Source organism: Curvibacter sp. GW821-FHT09D12 (genome assembly GCF_059416245.1).
This window is the reverse complement of record NZ_JBWKOU010000003.1, coordinates 418,644-443,275: the sequence shown is the minus strand read 5'-3', so window position 1 is coordinate 443,275 and position 24,632 is coordinate 418,644. Positions and strand designations below refer to the sequence as shown.

Below are 24,632 nucleotides of genomic sequence, written 5' to 3'. Positions count from 1 at the left end.
CCCACGCCGCGCCTGCAGGCCAGCACCGTCTGAACGTGACGGGGCCAGTTCATCGGGTCCTGATTTGACAGCCCAGAAATCCGAAATGGGATGTACGTGTACATCCTATTTTGTTTTCAAGGCCGCCGTGATTCAGACCAAGCTATTCAAGAACGGCAATTCCCAGGCGGTTCGCATCCCTGCCGAACTGGCCTACACCCAATGGGACCTCGATCTGGTCATCGAGCGTCGAGGCGACGAGTTGCTGATTCGACCGGCGCGTCGCCGAATGGGCGATGTGCTGGGCAAGTTAGCCCAGTTTTCACCCGATTTCATGGCCGACGGCCGTGAGCAGGTCGAGGCCGGTGAGCGTGAGGCCCTTTGATGCCGCTACATGCTCGACACCAACATCTGCATCTACCTGATGAAGCACCAGCCTGCGGAGGTTCGTGAACGCTTTGCGGCTTGCTATGTCGGGGATGTCGTGCTCTCGGCCATCACGCTGACCGAACTTGAGTACGGCGTCGCGTGCTCTGGCGAGGCTCAGGCACGCAATCAGGCGGCTCTGAGCAGCCTGCTCGAAGACATCACGGTGGCTGCTTTTGAAACCGGTGCAGCGCGCGCCTACGGACCTTCGCGGGCACGACACCGTGAGCGAAATCGGCATGCCCTGGACAAACTGATCGCCGCGCATGCCCTGGCGCTGCAGGTGGTGCTGGTCACCAACAACGAGTCTGATTTTCTGGCTTTCCCGGGCCTGAGGGTCGAGAACTGGGTGAATGCCCATTGATCAGGGTGGATGGCCTTACTATTCGCTATTCATTAACGGAATAGCGATCATGGACCACTTCCTCATCCGCGCCCCCCGAAGGCTTGTTCTGCTGGCTTTGATGGGCCTGGCACCGGGTTTTGCCCTGGCCCAGGCCCCTACCCAGGAGCTGACCGTGTCAGCTGCTGCCAGCCTGACCAATGCGTTTCAGGACATTGCCAAAGCCTTTGAGAAGGCCCACCCGGGCAGCAAGGTGGTGCTCAACTTTGCGGCTTCCGGGCCCTTGTTGCAGCAGATCCGCCAGGGCGCGCCGGTGGACGTGTTCGCTTCGGCAGACCAGGAAACCATGGACCGAGCGGCGGCCGCGCAATTGCTGGCGCCGGGCCGGGTCGACTTTGCGGCCAACACCCTGGTGCTGGTGCAGCCCGTCACCTCCACCGCCACCCCCAAGGCCCTGGCCGATCTGGCCAGTCCGGCTTTCAAGCGCCTGTCCACCGGCAGCCCGGCCACCGTACCCGTAGGGCGTTACACCCTGGAAGCCGTGAAGACCGCCGGGCTGGAGGCCGATTTTCAACCTCGCTGGATCTACGCCGACAGTGTGCGCCAGGTGCTGGCCTATGTGGCGCGAGGCGAGGTGGACGCCGGCTTTGTGTACCGCACCGATGCCCTGATCGAGAAAGACCGGGTGCGCATTGCCTTCACGGTGCCCACCGGCACGCGGGTCAGCTACCCGATCGCACCGGTGGCTGCAGGCAAGAACCAGGCCCTGGCCCAGAGCTTCATCAGCTACGTGCGTTCGGCGCCTGCCCAGGAGATTCTGGCGACTTACGGTTTCGCCAAGCCCTGAGCCCAGGCCTCGGGCGCGCGCCATTGGGCGGCCCAGGCCTTCAGTTCGTGGGCCGGCATGGGCCGGGCGATGCCATAACCCTGGCCCAGCAGGCAGCCCATCTGCAGCAGGCGCAGGCCTTGCTCGGTGGTTTCCACCCCCTCGGCGATCAAGGTCAACCCGAAGGAGCGTGACAGCCCGATCACCCCGTCCACGATGGCCATGTCGCCGATGTCGGTCATCATGCCCATCACAAAGCTGCGGTCGATCTTCAGCGTGTCGGCCGGCAATTGGCGCAGGTAGGTGAGCGAGGAGTAGCCGGTACCAAAGTCGTCGATGGCGACCGACAGCCCCATGTTGCGCAATTGGACCAGTGTGGCCGACACCGCATCGATGTCGGTCAGGGCGGCGCTTTCGGTGATTTCGATCTCCAGCAGCGAGGTGGGGACATCGGCGTACTCGGCGAGCAACTGCTGTACGCGCAGCGGAAAATCGGCCATCTGCAGATGCCGCGCCGAAATGTTCAGGCTCAAGGGCACGCGCAGCCCCTGGGCCAGCCACTCCCGTTGCAGCGTCAGGGAATGGGTCAGCACCCATTCACCAAAAGGCGCCTCCAGCACGGAACCTTCGATCTGAGGCAGGAACTCGCCCGGCCCCAACAGGCCCTGTTCGGGGTGGCGCCAGCGGGCCAGGGCCTCAACCCCTACCAGCGTGCCTTCCTGCATGTCCACCTTGGGTTGCACGTACAGGCAGAACTCGTTGGCCTGCAGCGCTGTGGCCAGGCGGTCCAGCCGGGTGTGGTGCTCGCGAGAGGCCCGTTCGCGTTCGGCATCAAACAGGTGGATTCGGTTACGCCCTGCCTGCTTGGCCAAGTACATGGCTTGATCGGCGTGGCGCAGCAGGGTGTCGGCATCGGCGTCGTCATCGGGGTACAGCGTCAGCCCGATGCTGGCGGTCACGGTCAGGGCCTCACCCTCCAGGCGCACCGGCTCGGCCATGCGCTGCATCAGGCGGCCGAGGGTGGCTTCGCAATCCCTTCGGCATTCGGGCTGGGTCAGCAGGATCACAAACTCGTCGCCGCCCAGTCGGGCCACCAGATCCTGGGCACGGATGGCGCTTTGCAGCCGGCGCGCAATCTCGACCAGCAACTGGTCACCCACACCGTGGCCCAGCCGGTCGTTGACCGGCTTGAAGCCATCCAGGTCCAGGTAGGCCACCCCCAGCAGTTGGCCGCTCTGGCGGGCTTCATGCATGGCCGATTCCAGGGCCTGGGCCAGTTGCACCCGGTTGGGCAGGCCGGTCAGGGCGTCGAAGTGGGCCAACTTCTGCAGTTGAGCCTCTTGTTCGCGCTGGCGCGTCACGTCCAGCCCCACCCCCACCATGCGAAGGGGCCTGCCGTCGACCTGGCGGGCAATCACTCGGCCCAGGTTGCGCACCCAGCGCACGTTGCCGTCCCCATGCTGCAGGCGCAAGGTCACGTCAAAGGGCTGATTGGGGTGGTTTTGATGGCGATCCAGTGCCGCAAATGCCAGCGCGCGGTCGTCGGGATGAACCACGTCGCCCCAGCGTTCCGGCGCCGAGCTGGGGTCGGCCGGGGGCAGGCCCCGCAGTTCACGCCATTGACGGTCTCCCACCACCTCACCGGTCTGCATGTTCAGGTCCCACAGGGCCAGGGCGGCGGCTTCAATGGTCAGCGACAGCAGGGCCTCGCGCTCTTGCACCAGGCGTTCGGCCTGTTTGCGTTCGGTGATGTCCTTGATGCCGAACAGCCAACAGGCCTGGCCATCGAATTCGATGGTCTGCATGGATTGCAGGCCGGTGCGTGTCGGGTGGCCGCGCGGTGTGAAATCGACTTCGTAGGCATTCAGCACGCCCTGGGCGTTGGCCATGCTCAGCAGCGCGTCGCGATCGGCCTGGGTGTACAGACCCAGGCCCACCGAAGTGGTGTCTTGCAAGGCCTCGTTGCGACTGATGCCCGTGGCCTGCTCCCAGGCGGGATTGACCTCCAGGTAATGCCCGGTGGCCTTGCTGCAGATGCCCATGGGGTCGGGAATGGCCTGGAAGATGCGTGAAAACCGCTCTTCCGATTCGCGCAGGCGATCACGGCCGCGGCGTGCTTCATCGATGTCGCGGATCACGCCGCGCACCCGGCGCACCCGGCCGTCCTGAACCACAGGCTCGGCCATGGCTTGTACCCAGACCACACGCTGGTCACGGCGCACGATCTGGATCTCATGTTCAAAGGGCTTGTGCTCCAGCACGGCGAGCCGCATCGCCTCGCGGAAGACCTCACGGTAGGGCAGGGCCACGAACTGATCGACATACTGGTCTGGCACACCTTCACCCGCAGACAGGCCGTGCAGTTCGTAGCAGACGTCCGACCAGTAACGCTCGGTGGGGTCGGGCGAGTCTTCCCACACCCCCAGGCGGGCAATGCGCCCGGCCTGTTGCAGCAGGGCGTTCACCCGCACCAGCTCATCTTGCATGGACTGGTGCTCGCTCATGTCATGGAACAGGAAGATGAAGCAGGGCTCGCCGTCCATGTTGATCTGCCGCGCCGACATGCGTCCCGGGATGATGCTGCCCTCAACGCTGCGCGCCAGCAGGGGCAGGCTGTCGACCTGCCCCTTGTCGCGGAAGCATTTCAACAGTTTCTCGCGTTCCGCGGGGCTGGCCCAGATGCTGAGTTCGAGGGAGGTGTGCCCGACGATGTCGTCGCGCGGGCGGCCCAGCAAACGGCAGAAAGCGGGGTTCACCTCGCGGTAGGTGCCATCGCTGATGCGGGTGATGCCTGCCGCATCGGGCAAGGCCTCGTAGATGGTCTGAAACTTCGCTTGCGACAGTTGCAGCGCATCGCTGGCCTGGTGGCTGGCCGTGATGTCGTGGTGCATGCCCACCACCCGGCTGGCCCGGCCGAGTTCGTCACGCTCGACAATGCGCCCACGTGCCAGCACCCAGTGCCAGCGGCCGTCGCGGTCGTGCACCCTGAACTCGGTCTCAAAAGCATCGTCGGGGCTGCGCAGCAGGTCCTGTCGGACGTTTTCGAGCCGATGGGCGTCGTCAGGGTGCCAGTGTTGGTACCAGACCTTCCAGGGGTCGGTGCCACGGGGGCCGCTCAGATCGAACTGTTCGTAAAAGCTGCCCTGGAAGGTGGTCCGTTGCTTGGGCACGTCCCAGATCCAGCGTCCGCCGCCCGAGGAGTCCAGTACCTGAAGCAGCTCGTTTTCTCGCCGCTTGAGCTGAAGTTCGTACCGTGCCCGTCCCAGCATCAACTCCAGGCAGCAACCCAGCAGCAGGGTGCTCCCCCCGTAGCGCCACAGCTGGGCGTGCGATTGATCACTCAACCAGCCCAACTGGCTGGCCAGCAGCATCAGAGCCTGCACCCCTGCCGCCAGCATCAGCAAGGACAGCCACACCCTGACCCGCGGCGAGGCCTTGGACCGCTCACGCCGCAGCAATTGGCGGCAGACATCGGCCCAGGCCATGAGCATGAAGATCAGCAACATCTGTGTGTCCGCAGAGGGGGTGCGCAGGATCACGGCCGCCAGCAAAGCCGGTACCAGAGCGATCAGCCCGACCCGGCGCCCCATGATGTACAGCGCCAGGGTCAGGTAGGCTGGCCGCAGTTCGGCCATGGGCGACAGCCCCGCCAGCACGTTCCAGTACATGGCCACCACTGAGGCCAGGCCCAGCAGCGCGCCTGTGAACAGGCGTTGTCGAAGGCTGGGGGTCAACAGCCAGCCGGGGGGCAGCAGCAGGAACACGCCGACCACGGTCGCCGTGATACCGCTGTTCACCGCCAAGTCAAGCGGAAAGTCAATCAACCCATCACCTCGTTCATATCTTGAAGCCGGGCATCCGGGCGCAGGCCTCAAGGCCTGGGGTGAGGCCTTCAGCCTGAGGCAGGGCGCCGGACTGCGTTACTGAACACAAGTGTAGAGGGATGGTGGCCCGCCTCAGGGCGCGCCAGGGCAGGTCCAAGGGGGGGCAAACCCGGGGAGGCCCCCTGCCAGGGCTGCGTTTGCCTATTTTTTGATCTGTATCAGGCCGGTGGAGAGCGCGGTGCCGCAAACGATCACCAAGCCGCACAGCACCATCCATGGCGTGATCTGTTCGCCCAGAAACAGGCCACCATAGGCCACGGCGAACAGGGGCGTGACGAAGGTGACCGTCATGGCACGGGCCGGACCGGCATGCAGGATGAGCCTGAAATACAGGATGTAGGCAATGCCAGTGCAAAACACCGCGATCGCAGCGATGGCGGCCCAGGCCTGCAGGCTGGGAGCCTGGGCTGGCCACGACAGGGCGGTGGGCACGGCCAGCACCAGGGCTGAGCCCAGTTGGCTGCCGGTGGCATTGGCCAGGGCGGGCACCCCACCGAGGAAGCGCCGCGTCAGATTGGCGGCCCAGCCATAGCAGAACGTGGCCGCCAGGCAGGCCAGCACGGCGAAGCCGCTGCCACCGGGTTTGAAGCTGGCCTTGTCCACCGCCAGCAGCACCACGCCCGTGAAGCCGATGGCCAGGCCCAAGGCCTTCATGCGTCCAGGGCGTTCACCCAGCCACAACCAGGCCAACAGGGCGCCACACAGGGGGGTGGTGGCATTGAGGATGGCCGCCAGCCCGGTGTTGATGGACAGCACGGCCCAGGCGTACAGGGCGAACGGGATCGCTGAATTGACCACGCCGATCAGCAAAATCGACCGCCATTGGGCCTTCAGTGCCGGCCACTGCCCCCGCGAGACCATGATGGGCCACAGAAAGACCGTGGCCAGAATCACCCGCAGGCCGGCCGTGGCCAGCGGGCCGAACTCGGAGGCCCCCAGACGCATGAACAGAAAAGACGCGCCCCACAGCGCTGCCAGCAACACAAACTCCAGGACCCAGGCGGCGCTCATGCGGGCACCTCGGTCCACAGCAAAGCTTGGCTGGCAGGCCCATCGGGCAGGGCCTGGCCTTCCAGGCGCAGCAGCGCCTGCTTGCGCTCCAGGCCACCGGCATAGCCCGTCAGGCTGCCATCGGCGCCCACCACTCGGTGGCAGGGCACGATCACCGACACCGGGTTGCGCCCCACGGCGGCGCCGACCGCTCGTGCCGCGGCGGGCCGCCCCAACTGGGCGGCCAAGGCCCCATAGCCCTGCAACTGGCCGCAGGGGATGCGCAGCAGCGCTTGCCACACGGCCTGCTGGAACGGCGTGCCCTGGTTCAGGTCCAGTGGCACGGAGAACTGCCTCAGGCGCCCCTGCAGATAGGCCTGAAGTTCATCACAGGCCTGCAGCAGCAGGGCGTGCCCGGGGGCCAGCGGCCAGGCGTCCGGGCCATCGAGTCGGGCCGGGGCGTGGCGCTGGCCGGCAAACCAGGCACCGGCCAGGCCGAGTGGGCTGGCTGCGAGGTGCATGGGGCCCAGCGGGGTGTCAAACACCAGTTGAACCCGTTCAGAGGGGGAGGTCATCGGCAAATCCTGTGGGGTGAATGCGGGGAAGTGGGGAGGGGCGGGGCCCGGAGGGCAGCGTCAGGCCGTGTCGGCCGCCGTGGGGGGGCCGTGTCCCCAGATGCGCAGCACGGCATAGCCGCGCCAGGGTCGCCATGCGGCCGAGGCGGCTTCGGTGGCCAGCAGGCGCTGGCGCGGCGTGCTGCCTGGCTGGCGCGTGCCCAGGCGCTCTTGCAACACACCGTCGCCAGCCGGAAACGCATCGGGCCAGCGCAGGGCACGCAGCGCGATGTACTGGGCTGTCCAGTCGCCAATGCCGGGCAAGTCGGTGAGTGCGGCCAGGGTCTGGGCCAGTGGAGCGCTGCCATCCAGCGTCAGGCGCCCTGCGAGCAACGCCTGGGCCAGGGCCATCAGGGCGCGTTGGCGTTGGCGCACGATGCCCAGTTCGCCCAGGCGGGGGGCCAATCCCTGCCCATCGTCCAGAGCAGCCAGGGCCGCAGCATCAGGAAACACGCAGGTCAGGCCCACAGGGCGTGGGATGTCGGCGGGCAGTGCCTGCCCCAGCAGGTCGACCAGGCGTTGGCACAAGGTGCGCCCACCCGCCACGGTGACCTGCTGGCCCAGGATGGCACGCACCGCCAGTTCAAACCCGTCCAGTGTGCCCGGCACGCGCAAGCCGTTGAGTGGCCCGAAGTGGGGCGCCAAAACCTGGTCGATGGCGCCTGGGTCGGCGTCCAGGTCCAGCCACTGGCGCACCCGGCGAATCACGGTGGGCAGGGCAGGGCTCAGGCTTTCGCTGCAGGTCAACAACACCTGGTGCGGTTGCGTTGGCCAATGCACCTGTACCCAACCGATCAGCGGTTGGCCTCCGCCGTGCAAGGCTGGCAGGCGCAGCGTGCGCGCCACGCGCAGGCCATCGGCGGCCTGCTCAATGGCTTCCAGACCCTGCAAGGCCCGCTGGGCCAGAAACCCAACCAGGCCCGCCTGGTCGTAGGGGGGGCGGTAGGCCAGGCGGATGGCGGTCTGGGCGGTGTCCGCCACGGCGGGGCTTTTGCGCCATTGGCTGGGGTTGAGGCCGTAGTGTTCAACAAAGGCGGCATTGAAGCGGCGCAGGCTCGCAAAGCCACTGGCCTGTGCGATGTCGGTCACCGGCAGGGGGGTGTCAGTCAGCAACTGCTTGGCCGTCAGCAGCCGCCGGGTCTGCAGGTAACGCAGGGGTGCCACCCCCAGGCTGGCTTCAAAGACACGCCTCAGGTGCCGGTCGCTCACCCCCAGGTGAGCGGCCAGCCGGGCCATGACGGGGGCTGCGTCCGGTTCGCCGACCTGAGGCCAGTGGCTGGGGTCGTCCAGCCAGCGCGAGGCCTCGGCAGCCAGAATCCGGCGCGCATCGGTGCTGGACCACGCCAGTGTCTGCGGGGCCAGCTCGGGTCGGCAACGCAGGCAGGGGCGAAAGCCCGCCTGCTCGGCCTGGGCAGCCAGCTCGAAGAAGCGGCAGTTCTCGCGTTTGGGCGCACGCACCGTGCAGACCGGGCGGCAATAGATGCCGGTGCTGGTGACCCCCGTGAAAAAGTGGCCATCAAAGCGCGCATCGCGGGTGCTGAGCGCCAGGTAGCAGGCCTCGGGGTCGGCGCTCAGCCCCGCGGGCTGCGCCCGCCCACCCGCCCGGGGGGGGCTTTCGGGCAGCGCCGTGGAAGGGACAGGTGGTGAGGCCATGCCGGCATGATACGCAGCGCAGGGTGATGCGCTGGCCGTTTTCGGACCCCGTCCTTCCCCTAAACGGATGAGTAAGAATTTGTCAACTCAGGCTTTCCCCTCACTACAATCGGTCGGAGTTCCGGCGCGTGGTGTGCCGGTTTTGATCAGTGACACATCCTCCGTACGGGCTCTATCCATGCAAGTGAATGCAGCGATCTTCAAGGCTTATGACATCCGGGGCATTGTGCCCACGACCCTGAACACCGAGGTGGCCGAGGCCCTGGGGCTGGCATTTGGTGCCGCTGCCCAGGTGCTGGGCGAGAAGACCGTGGCGGTGGGGCGCGACGGCCGTTTGAGTGGGCCGTCCCTGGTTCAGGCGCTGATCCGTGGCCTGATGGCGGCCGGCATCGAAGTGATTGATGTGGGCGCGGTGACCACGCCCATGCTGTACTTTGCCGCCAGCACCCTGTGCCGCAGCGGCATCCAGGTCACGGGCAGTCACAACCCCAAGGATTACAACGGCTTCAAGATGGTGCTGGCTGGCAAAGCCATCTACGGCGATGAGATCCAGGCCCTGCGTCGCACCATGGAGGCCGACAGCGCCCCGCGCCTGGCTGGTGGCAGCGTGCGCCAGGCCGATGTGGGCCCTGCTTACCAGGACCGCATCGTGGGTGACGTGAAGCTGGCCCGCCCGCTGAAGATCGTGGTCGACTCGGGCAACGGCATTGCGGGTGCATCGGCCCCGGCCATCTTCCGCGCCTTGGGCTGCGAGGTCACCGAGTTGTTCAGCGAGGTGGATGGCGACTTCCCCAACCACCACCCTGATCCGAGCAAGCCCGAGAACCTGCGTGACCTGATGGCGGCACTGCAGGCCGGTGATGCCGAACTGGGCCTGGCCTTTGATGGCGACGGCGATCGTCTGGGCATCGTCACCAAGGACGGTCAGAACATCTTCCCCGACCGCCAGATGATGCTGTTTGCACGCGACGTGCTGTCGCGTGTGCCTGGGGGCGAGATTGTTTTTGACGTCAAGTGCACCCAACGCCTGGCCCCTGAGATCCGTGCTGCCGGTGGGGTACCGGTGATGTTCAAGACCGGTCACTCGTTGATCAAGGCCCGCATGCGTGAAACCAATGCCCCTCTGGGCGGCGAAATGAGCGGCCACATCTTCTTCAAGGAGCGCTGGTATGGCTTTGACGATGGCACCTATGCCGGTTGTCGCCTGCTGGAGATCCTGAGCCGCCACCCCGACGCCAATGTGGTGCTCAATGGCCTGCCGCAAAGCCATTCGACACCCGAGTTGAACGTGGCCTGTGCCGAGGGTGAGCCGCACCGTGTCACGGCCGAATTGCAGGCCGCCGCCCCCGCCTTCCTGGCGCAGCGAGCCACGGCGCGGGGGCAAAGCGTCACGCCGGCCACCCCGACGATTTCGGCCATCGACGGGCTGCGCGTTGACTGGGCCGATGGTTTCGGGCTGATCCGGGCCTCCAACACCACGCCGGTGCTGGTGCTGCGCTTTGAGGGGCAGGATGCCGAAGCCTTGCACCGCATCGAGGGCGACATGCTGGCCCTGCTGCGGCAGATCAAGCCCGACGCCCAGGTTGGCAGTGCGGCTCACTGACGCGGCGGCCACGGTGTCGACCGCAGGGCCTCCCCCATCCTGGGCGGGCCGCGCATGACGCTGGTGCGCACCTTTTACTCGGCGGCCCTGGTGGCTGCACAACCCTTGTTGCGGCGCAAACTGGCGCGCCGTGGGGTCACTGAGCCGGGGTACCTGGAGGCGATCGAAGAGCGCTTCGGTCACTACCGGCAAGCACCCGGGCAAGGCTTTGTCTGGGTTCACGCGGTGTCGCTTGGTGAGACCCGGGCTGCCGGGATCCTGATTGCTGCCTTGCGGGCCGAATGGGCACGCCGAGGCTGGTCATTTCGATTGCTGCTGACCCACGGCACCGCCACGGGGCGGGCTGAAGGCCAGCGCCTGCTGCGTGGCGGTGATGTGCAGGTCTGGCAGCCCTGGGACACGCCGGCGGCGGTGCAGCGTTTCGTGCGCCATTTCCAGCCGGCGCTGGGGCTGATCATGGAAACCGAGGTCTGGCCCAACCTGATCGCGGCCTGCCAGGGGGCGGGGATCCCGCTGGCCCTGGCCAATGCGCGGCTCAATGAGCGCTCACGCGCTGCGGCCCAGCGCTTGCGCTGGCTCAGCGAGCCGGCCTACCGAGGCTTCAGTGCCGTCTGGGCCCAGACCGAAGACGATGCCGGCCGCCTGCGCGCCGTGGGGGCGCCGGTGAAGGCGGTGTTGGGCAACGTCAAGTTCGACGCCCAGCCTGACGAGGTCCAGCAGGTGCTGGGGCGGGCGCTGGCGCGCCGCCTGGACAACGAACGGGGTCAACGCGTGGTGCTGCTGGCCAGCTCGCGCGAGGGCGAGGAGGCAGCCCTGATCGAAAGCTGGCGCAGCAACGCCGGCAGCGTGGGCAATGCCGCCATTCAATGGCTGGTGGTGCCGCGGCATCCGCAACGCTTTGATGAAGTGGCTGAACTGTTCAAACGCGCGGGCTTGACGGTGGCCCGGCGCAGCCAATGGGGCGATCTGGCGGCCCCGGTGCTGCCCCCTCAGGCCGATGTCTGGATCGGCGATTCACTCGGTGAAATGGCCTTGTATTACCGGCTGGCCCGCCTGGCCCTGCTGGGCGGCAGTTTCGAACCCCTTGGGGGGCAGAACCTGATCGAGGCCTGTGCCAGCGGCTGCCCGGTGCTGGTGGGCCCGCACACCTTCAATTTTGCCGATGCCGTCGAGTTGGCCCTGCAGGCCGGCGCGGCCTGGCGCGTCAGTGACATGGCCCACGCGGTGGGCCAGGCGCAGGCCCTGCTGGCCGACGAGCGCCGTTGCCTGGACGCCGCCCAGGCGGCGGTGGCCTTCACCCAGGCCCATCGGGGGGCGGCCCAGCGCACGGCGGAGGCGGCGGCTGGTTTGTGGGCGGCCGTGAACGCTTGATCGGGGCGGGAACGTACCCGCCGCCGTTTGACTTCAAGCCTCTTTCGTTGCGGGATCGTCGCCGTTGAGCAGATCCTCTTGGGCCCGGGTGATGAGCACGCTCAACGCCGGCAGGTCGCTTTGGAGGGGCTGCCAGACCACGCCAAGATCGACTCAGAAGTAACCGTGCGCCAGAGCATTGCGCATGTCGTCGGCAATCGAAAGGGGCAACTCTGGATGTGCCGCCGCGAACCTGGGGTGGTGCTTTTCGATGTTGTTGGCCGCTTCGCCGATGATTTCCAGGTGACGGATCACGGCGTCTTGCACCAGTTTTTGATGGAGAAACGCCCGGGGCATCCAGGTGTTTGGCGTAGGCGCTGATGCGATCCAAGGCTTCCTGGATGTGGGCGAGGTAGTCGAACAATCGCTGCTCATACTGGAAGCGCTTCCGCCAGAACCCGGGCTCGGAAGCTGTCTGGAAGCGCATGGGGTGTGAGCACATCCACCTTCACACCCAGCAGCAGGCGCAGCTCATGCATGATCGCGCCGATATCGAAGAGGGTCGTTTGAGGCGTCGGGTCAATCAGGAGATCGAGGTCGCTGGTGTCCGTATCGCGGCCATGCAGCACCGAGCCGAACACCCGAGCATTTCCAGCCCGGTGAGATGCAACGACTTCACGGATCGCGGCTCGGTTCAAGGCCAAGGCTTCAGAAGGTCTCATGGGCTTTGCTCCCGCAATGAAACCTGATGCCAGGGCCGAGCCCTGTCAAAAGGCTGCCTGGGTTTCGGCGCCATGGCGCATTCGACTCAAGGTACCAGCAACTGATTCACCGCCTGCAGGTCTTCCGGTTTGAGGCTGCCGTTGGCCTGGCGCAGCTTCAGGCCGCCGAGCAGCACGTTGTAGCGGGCCTGGGCCAGGTCGCGTTTGGTCTGGTAGAGCTGGCTTTGCGAGTTCAGCACATCGATGTTGATGCGCACGCCCACCTGGTAACCCAGGCGGTTGGCGTCCAGTGCCACCTGGCTGGAGGCCTCGGCTGCCTGCAGGGCCTGCACCTGGCTGGCCCCCGACACCACGCCGTAGAACGCGGTGCGGGTGGCCTGCGCCACGTTGCGGCGGGCGGCGTCGAGGTCACTGCGGGCCTTGTCTTCGAGCGACAGGGTTTCGCGGATGCGGTTCTGCAGCGCGCCACCGGCGTACAGCGGGATGTTCATGGTCACGCCAATCGAGCCCTGGTAGATGCGCGAGCTGACGGTGCTGGTAGGCGACAGGCTGGAGCCGTTCTCATTGCGGGCGTAGCCATAGCTGCCCGTGAGGTCGACTGTGGGTTTTTCGCCCGCCTGGGCTTTGCGCACCTCCAGTTCGGCCACGTCGACGGCGGTCTGGGCCAGCTGCACGCTGGGGTGTTCGTTGGTGGCGTCAATCCATTGACTGATCTGCTCGGCCGGCGGCGCGCTGACGGGCACGTTGGGCTGCAGGGGCTTGGGGCTGGTGTTGTTGCGGCCCACCAGTTGATCCAGGAACAGACGCTTCACCCGCAGGTCGTTCTGGGCAGCGATCTCCTGGCTGAGCACCAGATCACGCCGGGCCTGGGCTTCGCGGGTGTCGGTGATGGTGGCGGTGCCCACCTCGAAGTTGCGCTGTGCCGACGCGAGTTGCTCTTCGACAGCGACCTTCTGAGCCTGCACGAAGACCAGGCTGTCTTGTGCGGCCAGGACGTCGAAATAGGCCTGGCTGACGCGCACGATCAAGTCCTGTTCGGCCAGGGCCAGTTGGGCATCGGCCTGCTGCAGCAGTTTTTCGCCTTGCTGGTAGGCCGCTAGGTTGCCGGGGCGGTACAGCGGCTGGGTCAGGTTGACCCCGTTTTGCCGCACGCCATACGGGTGCTTGAAATAGGGCACCGAATCGATGTTGCCCGATACCGTGCTGCGGGTGATCGAGGTCTGCATGCCAATCGTGGGGCGCAGATTGGCCTTGGCCTGGTCAGCGCGGGCCAGCGTGGCCTCGAACTGCGAGCGGGCACCGCGGTAGCTGGCATCGTAGTCGCGAGCGGCCTGGTACAGCTCGTCCAGGCTCTGGGCGTGAAGCGAAGCACTCAGGCCCGTGGCCAGGCCGATCAGGGTCAGCAAGGCGGGCAGGCGCCGCAGGGCGTGTAAGGAAACTGGCATGGAAAGCATGAAAAGGGCACTCCGGGGAGGTTCATCAATAAACGGGTACTTCGGGGTCGCGCTCCAATGCCCAGGCGTGGATGCCGCCGGCAATGTTGACGACCGAATCAAAACCGTTTGCTGCCAGGAAGGCAGCGACGCGCTGGCTGCGGGCCCCGTGGTGGCACAGGCAGGCCACCGGGGTGGCGGGGTCCAGTTCGGCCAGTCGCGCCGGAATCTCTCCCATCGGAATGCTGACCAGTCGGAAGTCCGCCGCAGGCTTGATGCTGGCGGTCTGCAGCTCCCAGGGTTCGCGCACGTCCAGCACGACGGGCTGGATGCCGGGGTGGGCCTGGAGCCAGTCGTGCAGGCTGGCGGGTCGGACTTGGTCAATCATGCAAGGGTTCCGGTGAGGGTCAGAAACGGAAGCGCGAAGGCTCGGGGAAGTTTTGCAGGCGGGGCGCGATGGTGTCCCAGGGGGTCTTGGTCTCGAAACGCTTGTCGCCGCTGCGGGTGATGTAGTGGGCGCGCATCACAGGCTCGTCGCCCACGATGGCGAACAGGCGGCCACCCACCTTGAGTTGGTCCAGCAGGGCCGCAGGCACTTCGGCCACCGAGCCGCTGAGCACGATCACGTCGAAGGGGCCGTCGGCCTGCACGGTGCGGGCGCCATCGGCCAGGCGCACTTCCACGTTGTGGATGCCGGCGCGCTGCAGGTTGCCACGGGCGAACTCGGCCAGTTCAGGGTTGATTTCCAGGCTGACCACGCGCTGCGCCTGATGCGCCAACAGGGCGGCCATGTAGCCCGAGCCGGTGCCGATTTCGAGCACTTTTTCGTTCTTCTGCACCTTCAGCTCTTGCATCACGCGGGCTTCGTACTTGGGGGCCAGCATCACCTGGCCGCCGGGCAGGGGCACTTCCATGTCGACGAAGGCGATGGCACGCTGGCTTTCGGGCACGAAATCTTCGCGGTGCAGGGTGTTGAGCAGTTCCAGGATCTCAGGCGCATGCACATCCCAGGGGCGGATCTGCTGTTCGATCATGTTGAAGCGGGCTTGCTCGAGGTTCTGGGGCATGGACATGTTGGGGTTCTCCGGCGGTGGATCAGGACAAACCATCGATTTTAGGCGGGCTGGCCGGTGTTTGGCCGCGCTGCCGCGAACGACGCAGCCAAGCCGTCAGGTCATCAAGGTAGCAATACACCACGGGCACCACGACCAGCGTCAACAAGGAGGAGGTGATCACCCCCCCGATCACGGCCTGGCCCATGGGGGCTCGCTGCTCCGAACCCTCGGTGATGGCGAAGGCCAGCGGCACCATGCCGAAGATCATGGCCAGCGTGGTCATCAGGATGGGGCGCAGCCGCACCCGGGCGGCCAGCAGCAGGGCCTCTGCACGGGGCAGTCCGGCCACCGGCTGACCTTGCTCATCCAGGCCGCCCTCTCGGGCCCGAATGGCAAAGTCGACCAGCAAAATCGCGTTCTTGGTGACCAGGCCCATCAGCATCACGATGCCGATGATGGAGAACATCGACAGGGTCGAGCCAAACATCAGCAGGGCCAGCACCACCCCGATCAGGGTCAGGGGCAGCGAGGTCATGAGGGCCAGGGGCTGCAGAAAGCTCTTGAACTGGCTGGCCAGGATCATGTAGATGAAGATGATGGCCAGCGCCAGGGCCGACACGGCGTAGCCGAAGGACTCGGCCATGTTCTTGGCCGAGCCGCTGAAGGCATAGCGGTAACCTGGCGGCAATTGCACACCCTGCATGGCTTTCTGGATGTCGGCGGACACCTCGCCGGCCGAGCGGCCGTACACGTTGGCATTGATGGCCACCTCACGCGTCAAGTCGCGGCGGTTGATCTGGTTGCTGCCTGCGGTGTCGAGGACCTGGGCCACCTGGTTGAGGCGAACCACCCGGGTGCTGCCGTCGGCGGCGGTGGCCAGGGCAAAAGGCAGTCTTTCCAGATCTTGCGGGCTGTTGCGGGCGTCCGGGGCCAGGCGCACGTTGATGTCGTAGGTCTGGTCGTCGGGCGCCCGCCAGGTGCCTTCGGTCTCGCCAGCCACCAGCAGGCGCAGCGACTGACCCACCTGGCCCACGCTCAGGCCCAGGTCGGAGGCCGCATCGCGGCGCAACTGCACCGAAATCTGTGGGGCCGCGTCCTTCACGCTCGAATCCAGGTCGACCAGGCCCGGGATGCTCCGCACCTTGTCCATCACCAGCCGGCTCAGCCGTTCCAGTTCGTTCTGGTCAGGGCCCTGCAGCGAGAACTCAACCTGCTTGTTGCCACCCACTGAATCCAGCAGGCCCACATGGGTGACCGTGATGCCCGGCACCTGGCGCAGGCGCTCGCGCAGGACGGCCGACATCTGATCCACGCTGCGGCTGCGCTGTTTGCGATCGACCAGGCGCACGTACAGGCTGGCGTACATCTTGCCCTGGGCGGTGCCGGTGTTGAGGGTGGCCAGGGTGTAGCGCACCTCAGGCGCCTCGCGCACGATGGCCTCGACCTGGCGTGCCTTGGCCTCGGTCGCCTCCAGCGACGAGCCGACCGGGGTGTAGAAGTTGACGGTGGTCTCGGAGAAGTCGGCCTTGGGCACGAACTCGGTGCCCAACAGCGGCACCATCACCACGCTCAGCACAAAAATGCCCAGCGCGAGCAGCAGGGTGGCCAGGCGGTGCCCCAGTGCCCAACGCAGCAGGGTCTGGTAGCCCTCGGCCAGCCATTCGGTGGCATCGTCAAACGCGCCGGTGACGCGGCCGATGGTCTTGTCGTACAGGGTGACGGGGGCTTGCCGCTCGCCATGGGCGTGGATGCTGGGGTCGTGCCAGACGGACGACAGCATGGGGTCGAGCGTGAAGCTGACAAACATCGAGATCATCACGGCGGCCACGATGGTGATGCCGAACTCGTGGAAGAACTTGCCGATGATGCCCTCCATGAACCCGATGGGCAGGAACACCGCCACGATGGACAAGGTGGTGGCCAGCACCGCCAGGCCGATCTCCTGGGTGCCGTCGAGCGAGGCCTGGAAGGCTGTCTTGCCCATCTGCACGTGGCGCACGATGTTCTCTCGCACCACGATGGCGTCGTCAATCAGCAGGCCCACGCACAGCGACAGCGCCATCAGCGTGATCATGTTGATGGTGAAGCCGAACAGGTTCATGAACAGAAAGGTGCCGATCAGCGCAATTGGCAGGGTCAGGCCGGTGATCAGCGTGGAGCGCCAGGAGTTCAGGAACAGGAACACGATCAGCACCGTCAGCACGGCGCCTTCGATCAGCGTGCGGCGCACGTTGTCCACGGCCACCCGGATCGGGCGCGAGCCATCCAGGATGGGCTGCAGGGTGAGCCCCGGGGGCAACTGGCCCTTCATCTCGTCAATGGTCTTGTACAGGCCATCCACCACCTGGATGGTGTTTTCGTCCTGCGCCTTCTGCACCGACAGCAGCAGGGTGCGCTGGCCGTTGTACAGCGCCAGGCTGTCCAGCTCCTGGGCGCCGTCGGACACGCGGGCGACCTGCTCCAGGCGCACCGGGCTGCCGCCGCGCCGCGCCACGATCAGGCGACCGAAATCCTCGGGGCGCTGCATGCGGGCGTCGATCTGCACCACGCGCTCCTGGGCCAGCGAGCGCACCGAACCCACGGGCAGGTCCTGCGCCTCATTGCGCACGGCGGCCGCCACCTGATCGGCCGTGACGCCGAAGGACTCCATGGCGGCCGGGTTCAGGTAGATGTTGATTTCGCGCTTGGTGCCGCCCACCAGCGACACCGAACCCACACCGCGCACGTTCTCCAGTCGCTTTTTGAGCACCTGGTCGGCCCAGTTGGTGAGTTCGACCGGGCTCATGCCCTGGCGGCCATCGGGCCCGGCTTCGGGCAGCACGGCCAGCGACCACACGGCCTTGCTGGCTGGATCGAAGCGAAGCACGCGTGGTTCTTTGACCTCAGTCCTGAAATTGGGCCGGATCGATGCCACTTTCTCGCGCACATCTTCGGCGGCCTTGCGACCGTCGATCTGCAACTGGAACTCGATGATGACCACCGACTGGCCCAGGTAGGTGCGCGACGTGAGGTTGTTGATGCCGGCGATCGAGTTGACGCCTTCTTCGACCTTCTTGGTGACCTCGCTTTCAACGATCTCGGGCGAGGCGCCGGGGTATTCGGTGGTGACCACCACCACCGGGAAGTCGATGTTGGGGAACTGATCGACCTGCAGGCGCTGGTACGAAAACAGGCCCAGCACCACGATGGCGAGCATCACCATGGTGGCGAACACGGGGTTTTTCAGGCTGACGCGGGTGAACCACATGGTGCGTCAGTTCCGGACGGCCGGGGTGGCCTGGGTCGATGCGGCTGCAGCGGCGGGGGCTGTGGCGGGGGCAGATTCGGCAGACAACTGCACTGCCGTGCCTTCGCGCAAGGGCCCCAGTTCGCCGCGCAATACCGCGGTGCCTTCGGGCAGATCGGGCACCGCCACCCAGAGGTCTTGCGCTACATCGCCGCGGGCACCGGGTGTCACCGCCAGGTGCCTGACCTGGCCCTGCAGCACGGTCTGCACATAGGGCTTGGGTTTGTCGGTGCGCACAGCCGAAAGCGGCACGGCCAGCGCTTTCACGCTGACGGTGTCGAGCATGCCCTGGGCGAACAGGCCCTGGCGCAGCACCGGGCCGGTGCTGCCGGGGGTGTCCAGCGTCAGGTAGGCCAGCACGCTGCGGCTGCCGGCCTGGGCACTGGGATTGATGCGTGAAACCGTGGCCCCCACGGTGGCACTGTCCTGGCCGTTCTGCTCGATGCTCAGCCGCGCCCGCTGGCCCACGTGCAGGGCCAGCGAGTCGGCCGGGCTGAACGTGGCTTCGAGTTCCAGCCGGCTCAGGTCGACGATTTCCAGCACCTTGCTGTCCACCGGCAGTCGCTCGCCGGGTTGCGCCAGTCGCTGCGCCACCTGGCCGCTGATGGGGGCTTTGAGCACGGTGTCCTCAAAGGTCTTGCGGGTGACTTCGACTGCGGCCTGGGCGGCCTTGTAGGTGGAAATGGCGGAATTCAGCGTGGCCAGTGAGGTGTCCAGCGCGGTCTGCGAGATGAAGCCCTGGGCCACCAGCGCCTTGTTGTTGTCGTACTGGCGCTGAGCGATGTCGATCTGCGCCTTGGCCGAATCGGCCTGGTCCTGGGTCTGACGCAGCCGGAACTGAAACTCGGTCACTTCGATGCGCGCCAACACCTGGCCTGCCTTGACGCTGTCACCCTCGCGCACCGTGAGCTCTTGCAGCTCGCCGGGCACCCGGGTGCGGATGAAGGCCGAATTGACGGCCCGCAGCGTGCCCGACACCGGCAGGCCCTGGCTCAGGGTCTGGACCTTGGCCAGCACCAGGTCGGTCGGGGCCAGCTCGATCACCGGTTGCGCCCGCTGACTGGCCTCAGCCACCACCGCCTGTTGGGCCTTGCGGGCCGACAGGGCCCGCAGCACGCTGAAGCCCAGGGCCAGCACGACCAGGGCCAGCACGGCCCACTTGATCCACCGGCTTCGGCCGGACGAGGGTTGCATTTGCGTCATCACTTGTCTCGTTGTTATTCAGGGGGCGGGTGGGCCTGATGGGGCGGCTGGCGCGCTGACACCGGGGGCACGTGTCTGCAGCCCATCGACCAGCAGGTCGATCTGCTGGTCGATGAAGCGCTCGGGCGACATCTCGAAGTCATTGGGGGCGCAAGCCCCGACCGAATGGCGCCACATCATCAGGAAAATCATGGGCGACATCACGCAGTAGACCGCGTGGTCCATGTCCAGCGGGCGGAACTCGCCGCGCGCCACGCCGCGCTCCAGGATGCGGCGGATCAACTGGCGCCCTGGCAGGATCACCTCTTGCTGGTAGAACTCGGCGATCTCAGGAAAATTGCGCGCCTCGCTCATCATCAGCTTGGTGATGCCCGAGGCCTTGGTCATGCCCACGCGCTCCCACCAACTGCGCATGGCATAGGCCATCAGCTCGGCGCTGGTGCCGGTAAAGGCTTCCAGCTCGGCCTGCCATTCGGTGAAGCGGCCGGAGATGTTCTCCCGCACCACGGCCTTGAACAACTCTTCTTTACTGCCAAAGTACAGGAACAGGGTGCCCTTGGACACCCCGGCGCGGGCCGCCACCTCTTCGGCCCGAGTGGCGGCAAAACCTTTTTCAACGAACAGGTCGAGCGCGGCCTCCAGCAGTTCGCCGGGGCGGGCTTCCTTGCGGCGCTCGCGCTTGGCATGGCTTTCGCTGGCAGAACAGAGCTTGAATTTGGGCAGGGGCATGGGGTTAATGACTGATCGGTTAGTAATGTAACGTTCGCATTTGCCGCGCGTCAAGCCAGGAGGCCGCTCAGGGTCGGGCGGAGACGATGACCCCCGGCATGCGATTCTTTCGGGGGCAGGCTACATTGCGGGATTGTGTTGTTGTGCAAAAAGGCTTGAAAACATGACGATCGAGACCATCACCCTGGGCGGCGGCTGCTTCTGGTGCACCGAGGCCGTCTACGTGCGTGTGCGCGGTGTGCTGGACGTGGAGTCGGGTTACTGCAATGGCCAGGTGGTTCAGCCCAGCTATGAGCAGGTGTGCAGCGGTAGCACCGGCCATGCCGAGGTGGTGCGCCTGCGCTTCGATCCGGCCGTGATCTCGCTGGACGAGATCCTGCAGATCTTTTTCTCGATCCATGATCCGACCACGCTCAACCGGCAGGGCAACGATGTGGGCACCCAGTACCGCAGCGGCATCTATGCCGAGGATGCGGCGCAACTGGCCCAGGCGCAGGCCTTTGTGGCTGCCGTGAACGCCAGCGGCACCTGGTCCCAGCCCGTGGTCACGGAGCTGGCCCTGCTGGACAACTACTGGCCGGCTGAGGATTACCACCAGGACTACTTCGAGCAGCACCCGGGCCAGGGCTATTGCGCCTTTGTGGTGGGCCCCAAGGTGGCCAAGTTCCAAAAAACCTTTGCCCGTTTTCTGAAAGGTTGAACTGGTTTTTGTCACAATCCCGTGACTGAGCGACAGCACAATCGCTGTTTGCGCCGGTCACCGCCCAGTTCAGTTTTGTGAAGATGATTTCCCTGTCCGCCATGAAAGTCATGCCCGCGCCCGGCCTTGCCGACGTGTGCGGTGCGTTGCTGCGCGCGGGTGGGCGGCGCCTGGGGTGGGTGGGCTTGCTTCTGGTGCTGGTGCTGGCCCCTGTGTTGGGGCAGATGCACCGGATCCACCACCCGGCCTGGCGCGCTGCAGCTGCGCCGGCTGTGCTCGCTCTGACCCCTGACATGGCGGCTGCTGAGCCAGGGCAGGTTCGCGCAGAGCAATGGCTGGATCGCCTTTTTTCACACCACAGCGGCGACGCAGACTGCCTGGTGTTTGACCAGTTGGGGCATGACGCGCCGCCCCAGGCCATTGCCGTGGCCGACCTGGGCCCGGCACTGAGCCATTTCCTGCCCTGGTGGCTGGATGCGACCCTGGTGGCCACCACGGCCGCCCGCTGCCAGGCCAGGGCGCCCCCCCTATCTCGTTGATGTCTGCCTGATCGGGCGGCCAAGCTGGCCGCCCCCGCCGCGTTGCCCATGGGGCGCGCGGCATGTGTCCGACCCTGTTTCAACGAGATTCGCCATGACTTCCTTGCCTTCTGCTGCGCGTTTGGCGCGCCTGCCTTCCATTCGTCCCAGCCTCTTGCACCTGGCCTGCCTGTCCCTGATTGCTTCGGTGCCCCTGGCGCAGGCCCAGAGCAGCACTGAAGCCAACCCCCCTGCCAGCAGCAGCTCTGGCCCGAGCCTGCGCGAGGTGACCGTGACCGGCAACCCGCTGGGCGCCTCCGAGCTGGTGGTGCCGGTCACCTCCTTGCAGCGGGACGAGCTGACCGAGCGTGCCCGGGGCACCCTGGGCGAGACCCTGGACGGCACCCCGGGTGTGAGCAGCACCTATTTCGGACCCAATGCCAGCCGACCCATCATCCGGGGCCTCGATGGAGACCGCATCCGGGTGCTGAACAACGGCGGTGCCACCGTCGATGCCTCGGCTCTGAGCTTTGACCATGCCGTGCCGCTGGAGCCCATCACGGTGGACCGCATCGAGGTGCTGCGTGGGCCGGGGGCCCTTCAATATGGTGGCAGCGCCGTGGGCGGCGTGGTCAATGTGATCGACAACCGCATTCCGCGCGAAGCCCTGGACGGCGTCACTGGCAAGGTCGACCTGGGCCTGGCCAGCGGCAACCGTGAACGCAGCGCCGCCGCGATGGTGGAAGGCGGCAACGATCGCTACGCCCTGCATGTGGATGGTTTCAAGCGGCGCACCGGGGACGTCAACGTGCCGGTCAGCCTGCCCTGCGAAAAGACCGGGGCCAGCCCGCAGGCCAGCCGCATCTGCAACTCCGCCAGCGACGCGCAGGGCGGGGCGGTGGGGGGGAGCCTGTTCTGGGACAAGGGTTACCTGGGCGCCTCGGCGGCCACCTACCAGACCACCTACGGCACGGTGGCCGAGGACAACGTGACCATCGGCATGCGCAGCAACCGCTACGCGTTGGAAGGCGAGTGGCGCCCCCCGGTGGCTTTCATCCAATCGATCAAGGGGCAGTTCAGCCATTCCGACTACGCCCACACCGAGTACGAGTCGGGTGTGGCGGGCACGCGTTTCACCAATCAGGGCAATGACTTGCGGCTGGAGGCGCGGCATGAACGCTTTGTGGGCCTGGACGGCGTGATCGGCCTGCAGGCCGAGACGGGCCGCTTTGCGGCCTTGGGGGAGGAAGCCTTCGCGCCGATGAGCCGCAGCAGCAGCCAGGCCTTGTTCATCCATGAGGAACTGCCGACTTCCTGGGGCAAGCTGAGCGCCGGCGCCCGCACCGAGAGCGTGTCCGTGCGTTCGCTGGGCAGTGCAGAGACCAGCCGCTTTGAGTCCGGTGAGCGACGCTTCAACCCTCACAGTGCGGCGCTGGGGGCCCTGTACAAGCTGAGCCCGGCCTGGCAGATGACGGGCAATCTGGCCTACACCGAGCGGGCCCCCAAAGACTACGAGCTGTTTGCCAACGGCCCCCACATGGCCACGGTGGCCTGGGAAACCGGGGATTCCTCGCTGGGCAAGGAGCGCTCTACCAGCGCCGAACTGGGCCTGCAATGGAAGCAGGGCGCTCATCAGGCCTCCGTCAATGCCTATCAGACGCGCTTTCGCAATTACATCGGTCTGTTGGCCACCGGCGATCAGCTGACGGCCGACGGTCAACGCAACCCTGCCGACAGCAGCCTGACCACCTACCCCGAATACCGCTACAGCGGCATCCGGGCCCGCTTCACCGGGCTGGAGGGCAACGCGACCGTGCGCTTGATGGGGCCGGGCGGCCTGCAGCCCGGTGGCAGCGCCGGGGCACTGGATCTGTTGCTGCGGGGCGACCTGGTGCGGGCCATCAATGCCGACACGCAAGTGCCTTTGCCGCGCATTGCCCCGGCCCGGCTGGGCGCCTCGCTGGCCTGGACGCGCGGGCCCTGGTCGGTGCGCGGTGGCTTTGACCACTCGGCCGCCCAATCCCGGGTGCCCAGCGACAGCCGCGCCACCTCGGCCTACACCTTGTGGAACGCCATGGGCAGCTACAAGACCACGGCCCGCCTGGGCGGGCAGGCCACGCAGATGCTGTGGTACGCACGCCTGGACAACCTGACCAACCAGCTGGCCTACAGCGCCACCTCGATCCTGACCACCACGGCGTACCCCAAGGCGCCCTTGCCCGGGCGCAGTCTGAAGGTGGGCTTGCAGATCGCGTTCTAGGTCCTGGTTGTCAGACAACCCGCGCCAAAGCAGCGACAATCGGTGGCTTGATAGCGGCCCGCAGCGTGCGGGCCGTTGTGTTTTGGCCCACCAGACCGTTTTGCCGTGAATCATCCTGTCGTTGTTGCCCTGCTGCCCGTTGTCCTGTTCATTCTCACGGGCTACGTGGCGGGACGGCGGCGCTGGATTGGCGGTGGGGCGGTGCGTGACCTGTCGAACCTCGTCTTCATGCTCTTGCTGCCCGCCCTGCTGTTTCGCACCATGAGTGCGGTGCATCTGGGGCAGCTCGACTTCAAGCCCATCGCCATGTACTTTGGCGCGGCCGGTCTGGTGTATGCGCTGGTGATCGCGGTGAAGGGTTACAACCCCACAGGCGCGGTTTTGGCCCTGGCCGGTACCTTCAGCAACACCGGCATGATCGGCATTCCCTTGATCGGGCTGGCCTATGGGCAGCCTGGCATGGTGACCCTGTTCACGCTGATTTCACTGCATTCGCTGGTCTTGCTGACGGCCGGCAACATCGTGCTGGAGCTGGCGGCCCAACGCGAAGATGCCCGCCGCGGCGTGGCCCCGGCGCACAGTGTGTGGGTGACGGTAGGGGGCGCGCTGCGCAAGGGCATCATCCATCCGATTCCGCTGCCCATCCTGGCCGGCTTGCTGTTCGGATCGACCGGTCTCAGCATCCCGCCGCTGCTGGACCAGCCGCTGCAGTTGCTGGGCAATGCCATGGGGCCGATCGCCCTGGTGTTGGTGGGCGTGACCCTGGCCTATGGCTCGGTGGGCAGCCACCTCAAGGGGGCGCTGATGATGGCGGGGGTGAAAAACGTGTTGCACCCCGCGGTGGTGCTGGCCCTGGGTTGGCTGCTGGGGCTGGGGGGCGTGCCCCTGGCGGTGATGGTGGTGACCGCCGGGCTGCCAATCGGCGCCAACGTCTACCTGTTCTCGCAGCGGTATGGCGTGGCCGAGGAACTGACCACCGCCAGCGTGGCGGTGACCACCGTCATGGGGTTGGTCACGCTGCCGCTGGCCATGCTGCTGGTGCGCGGCGTGCTGTGATC

Annotated in this window: 21 protein-coding genes; 9 read left to right on the top strand and 12 right to left on the bottom strand. The window is 66.3% G+C overall.

Annotated elements, in window-relative coordinates; all coding sequences use genetic code 11:
• Positions 1–127 precede the first annotated feature (127 nt).
• From vapB to modA, 3 genes are read left to right on the top strand one after another with little or no spacing between them, the layout of a single operon-like run.
• A complete protein-coding gene (vapB, locus tag AC07PT_RS06855; protein WP_494656210.1) occupies positions 128–364 on the top strand; it encodes a type II toxin-antitoxin system VapB family antitoxin in 237 nt (78 codons plus the stop codon).
• A 9-nt stretch (positions 365–373) separates the two neighbouring features.
• Entirely contained in the window at positions 374–769 is a 396-nt protein-coding gene (locus AC07PT_RS06850) for a type II toxin-antitoxin system VapC family toxin (RefSeq protein ID WP_494656209.1), read from the top strand.
• Positions 770–818: 49 nt separating this feature from the next.
• A complete protein-coding gene (gene modA, locus AC07PT_RS06845) occupies positions 819–1,595 on the top strand; it encodes a molybdate ABC transporter substrate-binding protein (RefSeq protein ID WP_492349145.1) in 777 nt (258 codons plus the stop codon).
• Here modA and AC07PT_RS06840 read toward each other — a convergent pair.
• From AC07PT_RS06840 to AC07PT_RS06825, 4 genes are all read right to left on the bottom strand, one after another.
• The gene (locus tag AC07PT_RS06840; RefSeq protein WP_494656208.1) at positions 1,574–5,371 is read right to left on the bottom strand and encodes an EAL domain-containing protein; all 3,798 of its coding nucleotides are present in this window, start codon (positions 5,369–5,371) and stop codon (positions 1,574–1,576) included. The two genes, modA and AC07PT_RS06840, sit on opposite strands and share 22 nt — an antisense overlap.
• Positions 5,372–5,599: 228 nt before the next feature.
• Positions 5,600–6,469 carry a DMT family transporter gene (locus tag AC07PT_RS06835; RefSeq protein ID WP_492349143.1) on the bottom strand — a complete coding sequence of 290 codons (870 nt, stop codon included), beginning with the start codon at positions 6,467–6,469 and terminating at the stop codon, positions 5,600–5,602.
• The gene (locus AC07PT_RS06830; RefSeq protein ID WP_494656207.1) at positions 6,466–7,023 is read right to left on the bottom strand and encodes a methylated-DNA--[protein]-cysteine S-methyltransferase; all 558 of its coding nucleotides are present in this window, start codon (positions 7,021–7,023) and stop codon (positions 6,466–6,468) included. Before AC07PT_RS06830 ends, AC07PT_RS06835 begins: the two co-directional genes overlap by 4 nt.
• A 60-nt stretch (positions 7,024–7,083) precedes the next feature.
• Positions 7,084–8,715 carry a DNA-3-methyladenine glycosylase 2 family protein gene (locus AC07PT_RS06825; RefSeq protein ID WP_494656206.1) on the bottom strand — a complete coding sequence of 544 codons (1,632 nt, stop codon included), beginning with the start codon at positions 8,713–8,715 and terminating at the stop codon, positions 7,084–7,086.
• 178 nt (positions 8,716–8,893) lie between these two features.
• Between AC07PT_RS06825 and AC07PT_RS06820 the strand changes: the two genes are divergently transcribed.
• Complete coding sequence (locus AC07PT_RS06820; RefSeq protein ID WP_492349140.1) at positions 8,894–10,318, top strand: phosphomannomutase/phosphoglucomutase; 1,425 nt, start codon at positions 8,894–8,896, stop codon at positions 10,316–10,318.
• Positions 10,319–10,372: 54 nt separating this feature from the next.
• Complete coding sequence (locus tag AC07PT_RS06815; protein WP_494656205.1) at positions 10,373–11,689, top strand: 3-deoxy-D-manno-octulosonic acid transferase; 1,317 nt, start codon at positions 10,373–10,375, stop codon at positions 11,687–11,689.
• 153 nt (positions 11,690–11,842) lie between these two features.
• Here AC07PT_RS06815 and AC07PT_RS06810 read toward each other — a convergent pair whose 3' ends face one another.
• From AC07PT_RS06810 to AC07PT_RS06775, 8 genes are all read right to left on the bottom strand, one after another.
• Complete coding sequence (locus tag AC07PT_RS06810) at positions 11,843–11,995, bottom strand: HepT-like ribonuclease domain-containing protein (RefSeq protein ID WP_494656204.1); 153 nt, start codon at positions 11,993–11,995, stop codon at positions 11,843–11,845.
• Between the two features lie 104 nt (positions 11,996–12,099).
• A complete protein-coding gene (locus AC07PT_RS06805) occupies positions 12,100–12,390 on the bottom strand; it encodes a nucleotidyltransferase family protein (RefSeq protein ID WP_494656203.1) in 291 nt (96 codons plus the stop codon).
• Positions 12,391–12,476: 86 nt separating this feature from the next.
• On the bottom strand, positions 12,477–13,835 hold the full coding sequence (locus tag AC07PT_RS06800; protein WP_492349137.1) for a TolC family outer membrane protein: 1,359 nt from the start codon (positions 13,833–13,835) through the stop codon (positions 12,477–12,479).
• Between the two features lie 34 nt (positions 13,836–13,869).
• Positions 13,870–14,211, bottom strand: a complete 342-nt coding sequence (locus AC07PT_RS06795; RefSeq protein ID WP_494656202.1) for a rhodanese-like domain-containing protein — start codon at positions 14,209–14,211, stop codon at positions 13,870–13,872.
• Between the two features lie 19 nt (positions 14,212–14,230).
• Positions 14,231–14,896 (bottom strand): protein-L-isoaspartate O-methyltransferase family protein, encoded by a 666-nt coding sequence (locus AC07PT_RS06790; RefSeq protein ID WP_492349135.1) that lies wholly within the window; start codon positions 14,894–14,896, stop codon positions 14,231–14,233.
• A 22-nt stretch (positions 14,897–14,918) separates the two neighbouring features.
• Complete coding sequence (locus tag AC07PT_RS06785; RefSeq protein WP_492349134.1) at positions 14,919–18,125, bottom strand: efflux RND transporter permease subunit; 3,207 nt, start codon at positions 18,123–18,125, stop codon at positions 14,919–14,921.
• A gap of 6 nt (positions 18,126–18,131) precedes the next feature.
• Positions 18,132–19,367: an efflux RND transporter periplasmic adaptor subunit gene (locus tag AC07PT_RS06780; protein WP_494656201.1), complete on the bottom strand. Its 1,236-nt coding sequence runs from the start codon at positions 19,365–19,367 to the stop codon at positions 18,132–18,134.
• A gap of 18 nt (positions 19,368–19,385) precedes the next feature.
• The gene (locus tag AC07PT_RS06775) at positions 19,386–20,096 is read right to left on the bottom strand and encodes a TetR/AcrR family transcriptional regulator (protein ID WP_492349132.1); all 711 of its coding nucleotides are present in this window, start codon (positions 20,094–20,096) and stop codon (positions 19,386–19,388) included.
• 163 nt (positions 20,097–20,259) lie between these two features.
• On the opposite strand from AC07PT_RS06775, the gene msrA reads away from it, so the two are divergent.
• The 4 genes from msrA (at position 20,260) to AC07PT_RS06755 (ending at position 24,630) form a co-directional block, all read left to right on the top strand.
• Entirely contained in the window at positions 20,260–20,796 is a 537-nt protein-coding gene (gene msrA / locus AC07PT_RS06770; RefSeq protein WP_494656200.1) for a peptide-methionine (S)-S-oxide reductase MsrA, read from the top strand.
• Positions 20,797–20,897: 101 nt separating this feature from the next.
• A complete protein-coding gene (locus tag AC07PT_RS06765; protein ID WP_494656199.1) occupies positions 20,898–21,335 on the top strand; it encodes a hypothetical protein in 438 nt (145 codons plus the stop codon).
• Between the two features lie 94 nt (positions 21,336–21,429).
• Positions 21,430–23,574, top strand: a complete 2,145-nt coding sequence (locus AC07PT_RS06760; protein ID WP_494656198.1) for a TonB-dependent receptor — start codon at positions 21,430–21,432, stop codon at positions 23,572–23,574.
• A 105-nt stretch (positions 23,575–23,679) separates the two neighbouring features.
• A complete protein-coding gene (locus tag AC07PT_RS06755) occupies positions 23,680–24,630 on the top strand; it encodes an AEC family transporter (protein ID WP_492349119.1) in 951 nt (316 codons plus the stop codon).
• The last annotated feature ends 2 nt before the right edge of the window (positions 24,631–24,632 follow it).

What these genes read in the sequence shown, in the direction of transcription:
- AC07PT_RS06850 (WP_494656209.1), top strand. Translation starts at nt 374, where the DNA reads ATGCTCGACACCAACATCTGCATCTACCTGATGAAGCACCAGCCTGCG.
- modA (WP_492349145.1), top strand. Translation starts at nt 819, where the DNA reads ATGGACCACTTCCTCATCCGCGCCCCCCGAAGGCTTGTTCTGCTGGCT.
- AC07PT_RS06835 (WP_492349143.1), bottom strand. Translation starts at nt 6,469, where the DNA reads ATGAGCGCCGCCTGGGTCCTGGAGTTTGTGTTGCTGGCAGCGCTGTGG.
- AC07PT_RS06830 (WP_494656207.1), bottom strand. Translation starts at nt 7,023, where the DNA reads ATGACCTCCCCCTCTGAACGGGTTCAACTGGTGTTTGACACCCCGCTG.
- AC07PT_RS06825 (WP_494656206.1), bottom strand. Translation starts at nt 8,715, where the DNA reads ATGGCCTCACCACCTGTCCCTTCCACGGCGCTGCCCGAAAGCCCCCCC.
- AC07PT_RS06820 (WP_492349140.1), top strand. Translation starts at nt 8,894, where the DNA reads ATGCAAGTGAATGCAGCGATCTTCAAGGCTTATGACATCCGGGGCATT.
- AC07PT_RS06815 (WP_494656205.1), top strand. Translation starts at nt 10,373, where the DNA reads ATGACGCTGGTGCGCACCTTTTACTCGGCGGCCCTGGTGGCTGCACAA.
- AC07PT_RS06805 (WP_494656203.1), bottom strand. Translation starts at nt 12,390, where the DNA reads ATGAGACCTTCTGAAGCCTTGGCCTTGAACCGAGCCGCGATCCGTGAA.
- AC07PT_RS06800 (WP_492349137.1), bottom strand. Translation starts at nt 13,835, where the DNA reads ATGCCAGTTTCCTTACACGCCCTGCGGCGCCTGCCCGCCTTGCTGACC.
- AC07PT_RS06795 (WP_494656202.1), bottom strand. Translation starts at nt 14,211, where the DNA reads ATGATTGACCAAGTCCGACCCGCCAGCCTGCACGACTGGCTCCAGGCC.
- AC07PT_RS06790 (WP_492349135.1), bottom strand. Translation starts at nt 14,896, where the DNA reads ATGTCCATGCCCCAGAACCTCGAGCAAGCCCGCTTCAACATGATCGAA.
- AC07PT_RS06785 (WP_492349134.1), bottom strand. Translation starts at nt 18,125, where the DNA reads ATGTGGTTCACCCGCGTCAGCCTGAAAAACCCCGTGTTCGCCACCATG.
- AC07PT_RS06780 (WP_494656201.1), bottom strand. Translation starts at nt 19,367, where the DNA reads ATGACGCAAATGCAACCCTCGTCCGGCCGAAGCCGGTGGATCAAGTGG.
- AC07PT_RS06775 (WP_492349132.1), bottom strand. Translation starts at nt 20,096, where the DNA reads ATGCCCCTGCCCAAATTCAAGCTCTGTTCTGCCAGCGAAAGCCATGCC.
- msrA (WP_494656200.1), top strand. Translation starts at nt 20,260, where the DNA reads ATGACGATCGAGACCATCACCCTGGGCGGCGGCTGCTTCTGGTGCACC.
- AC07PT_RS06765 (WP_494656199.1), top strand. Translation starts at nt 20,898, where the DNA reads ATGAAAGTCATGCCCGCGCCCGGCCTTGCCGACGTGTGCGGTGCGTTG.
- AC07PT_RS06760 (WP_494656198.1), top strand. Translation starts at nt 21,430, where the DNA reads ATGACTTCCTTGCCTTCTGCTGCGCGTTTGGCGCGCCTGCCTTCCATT.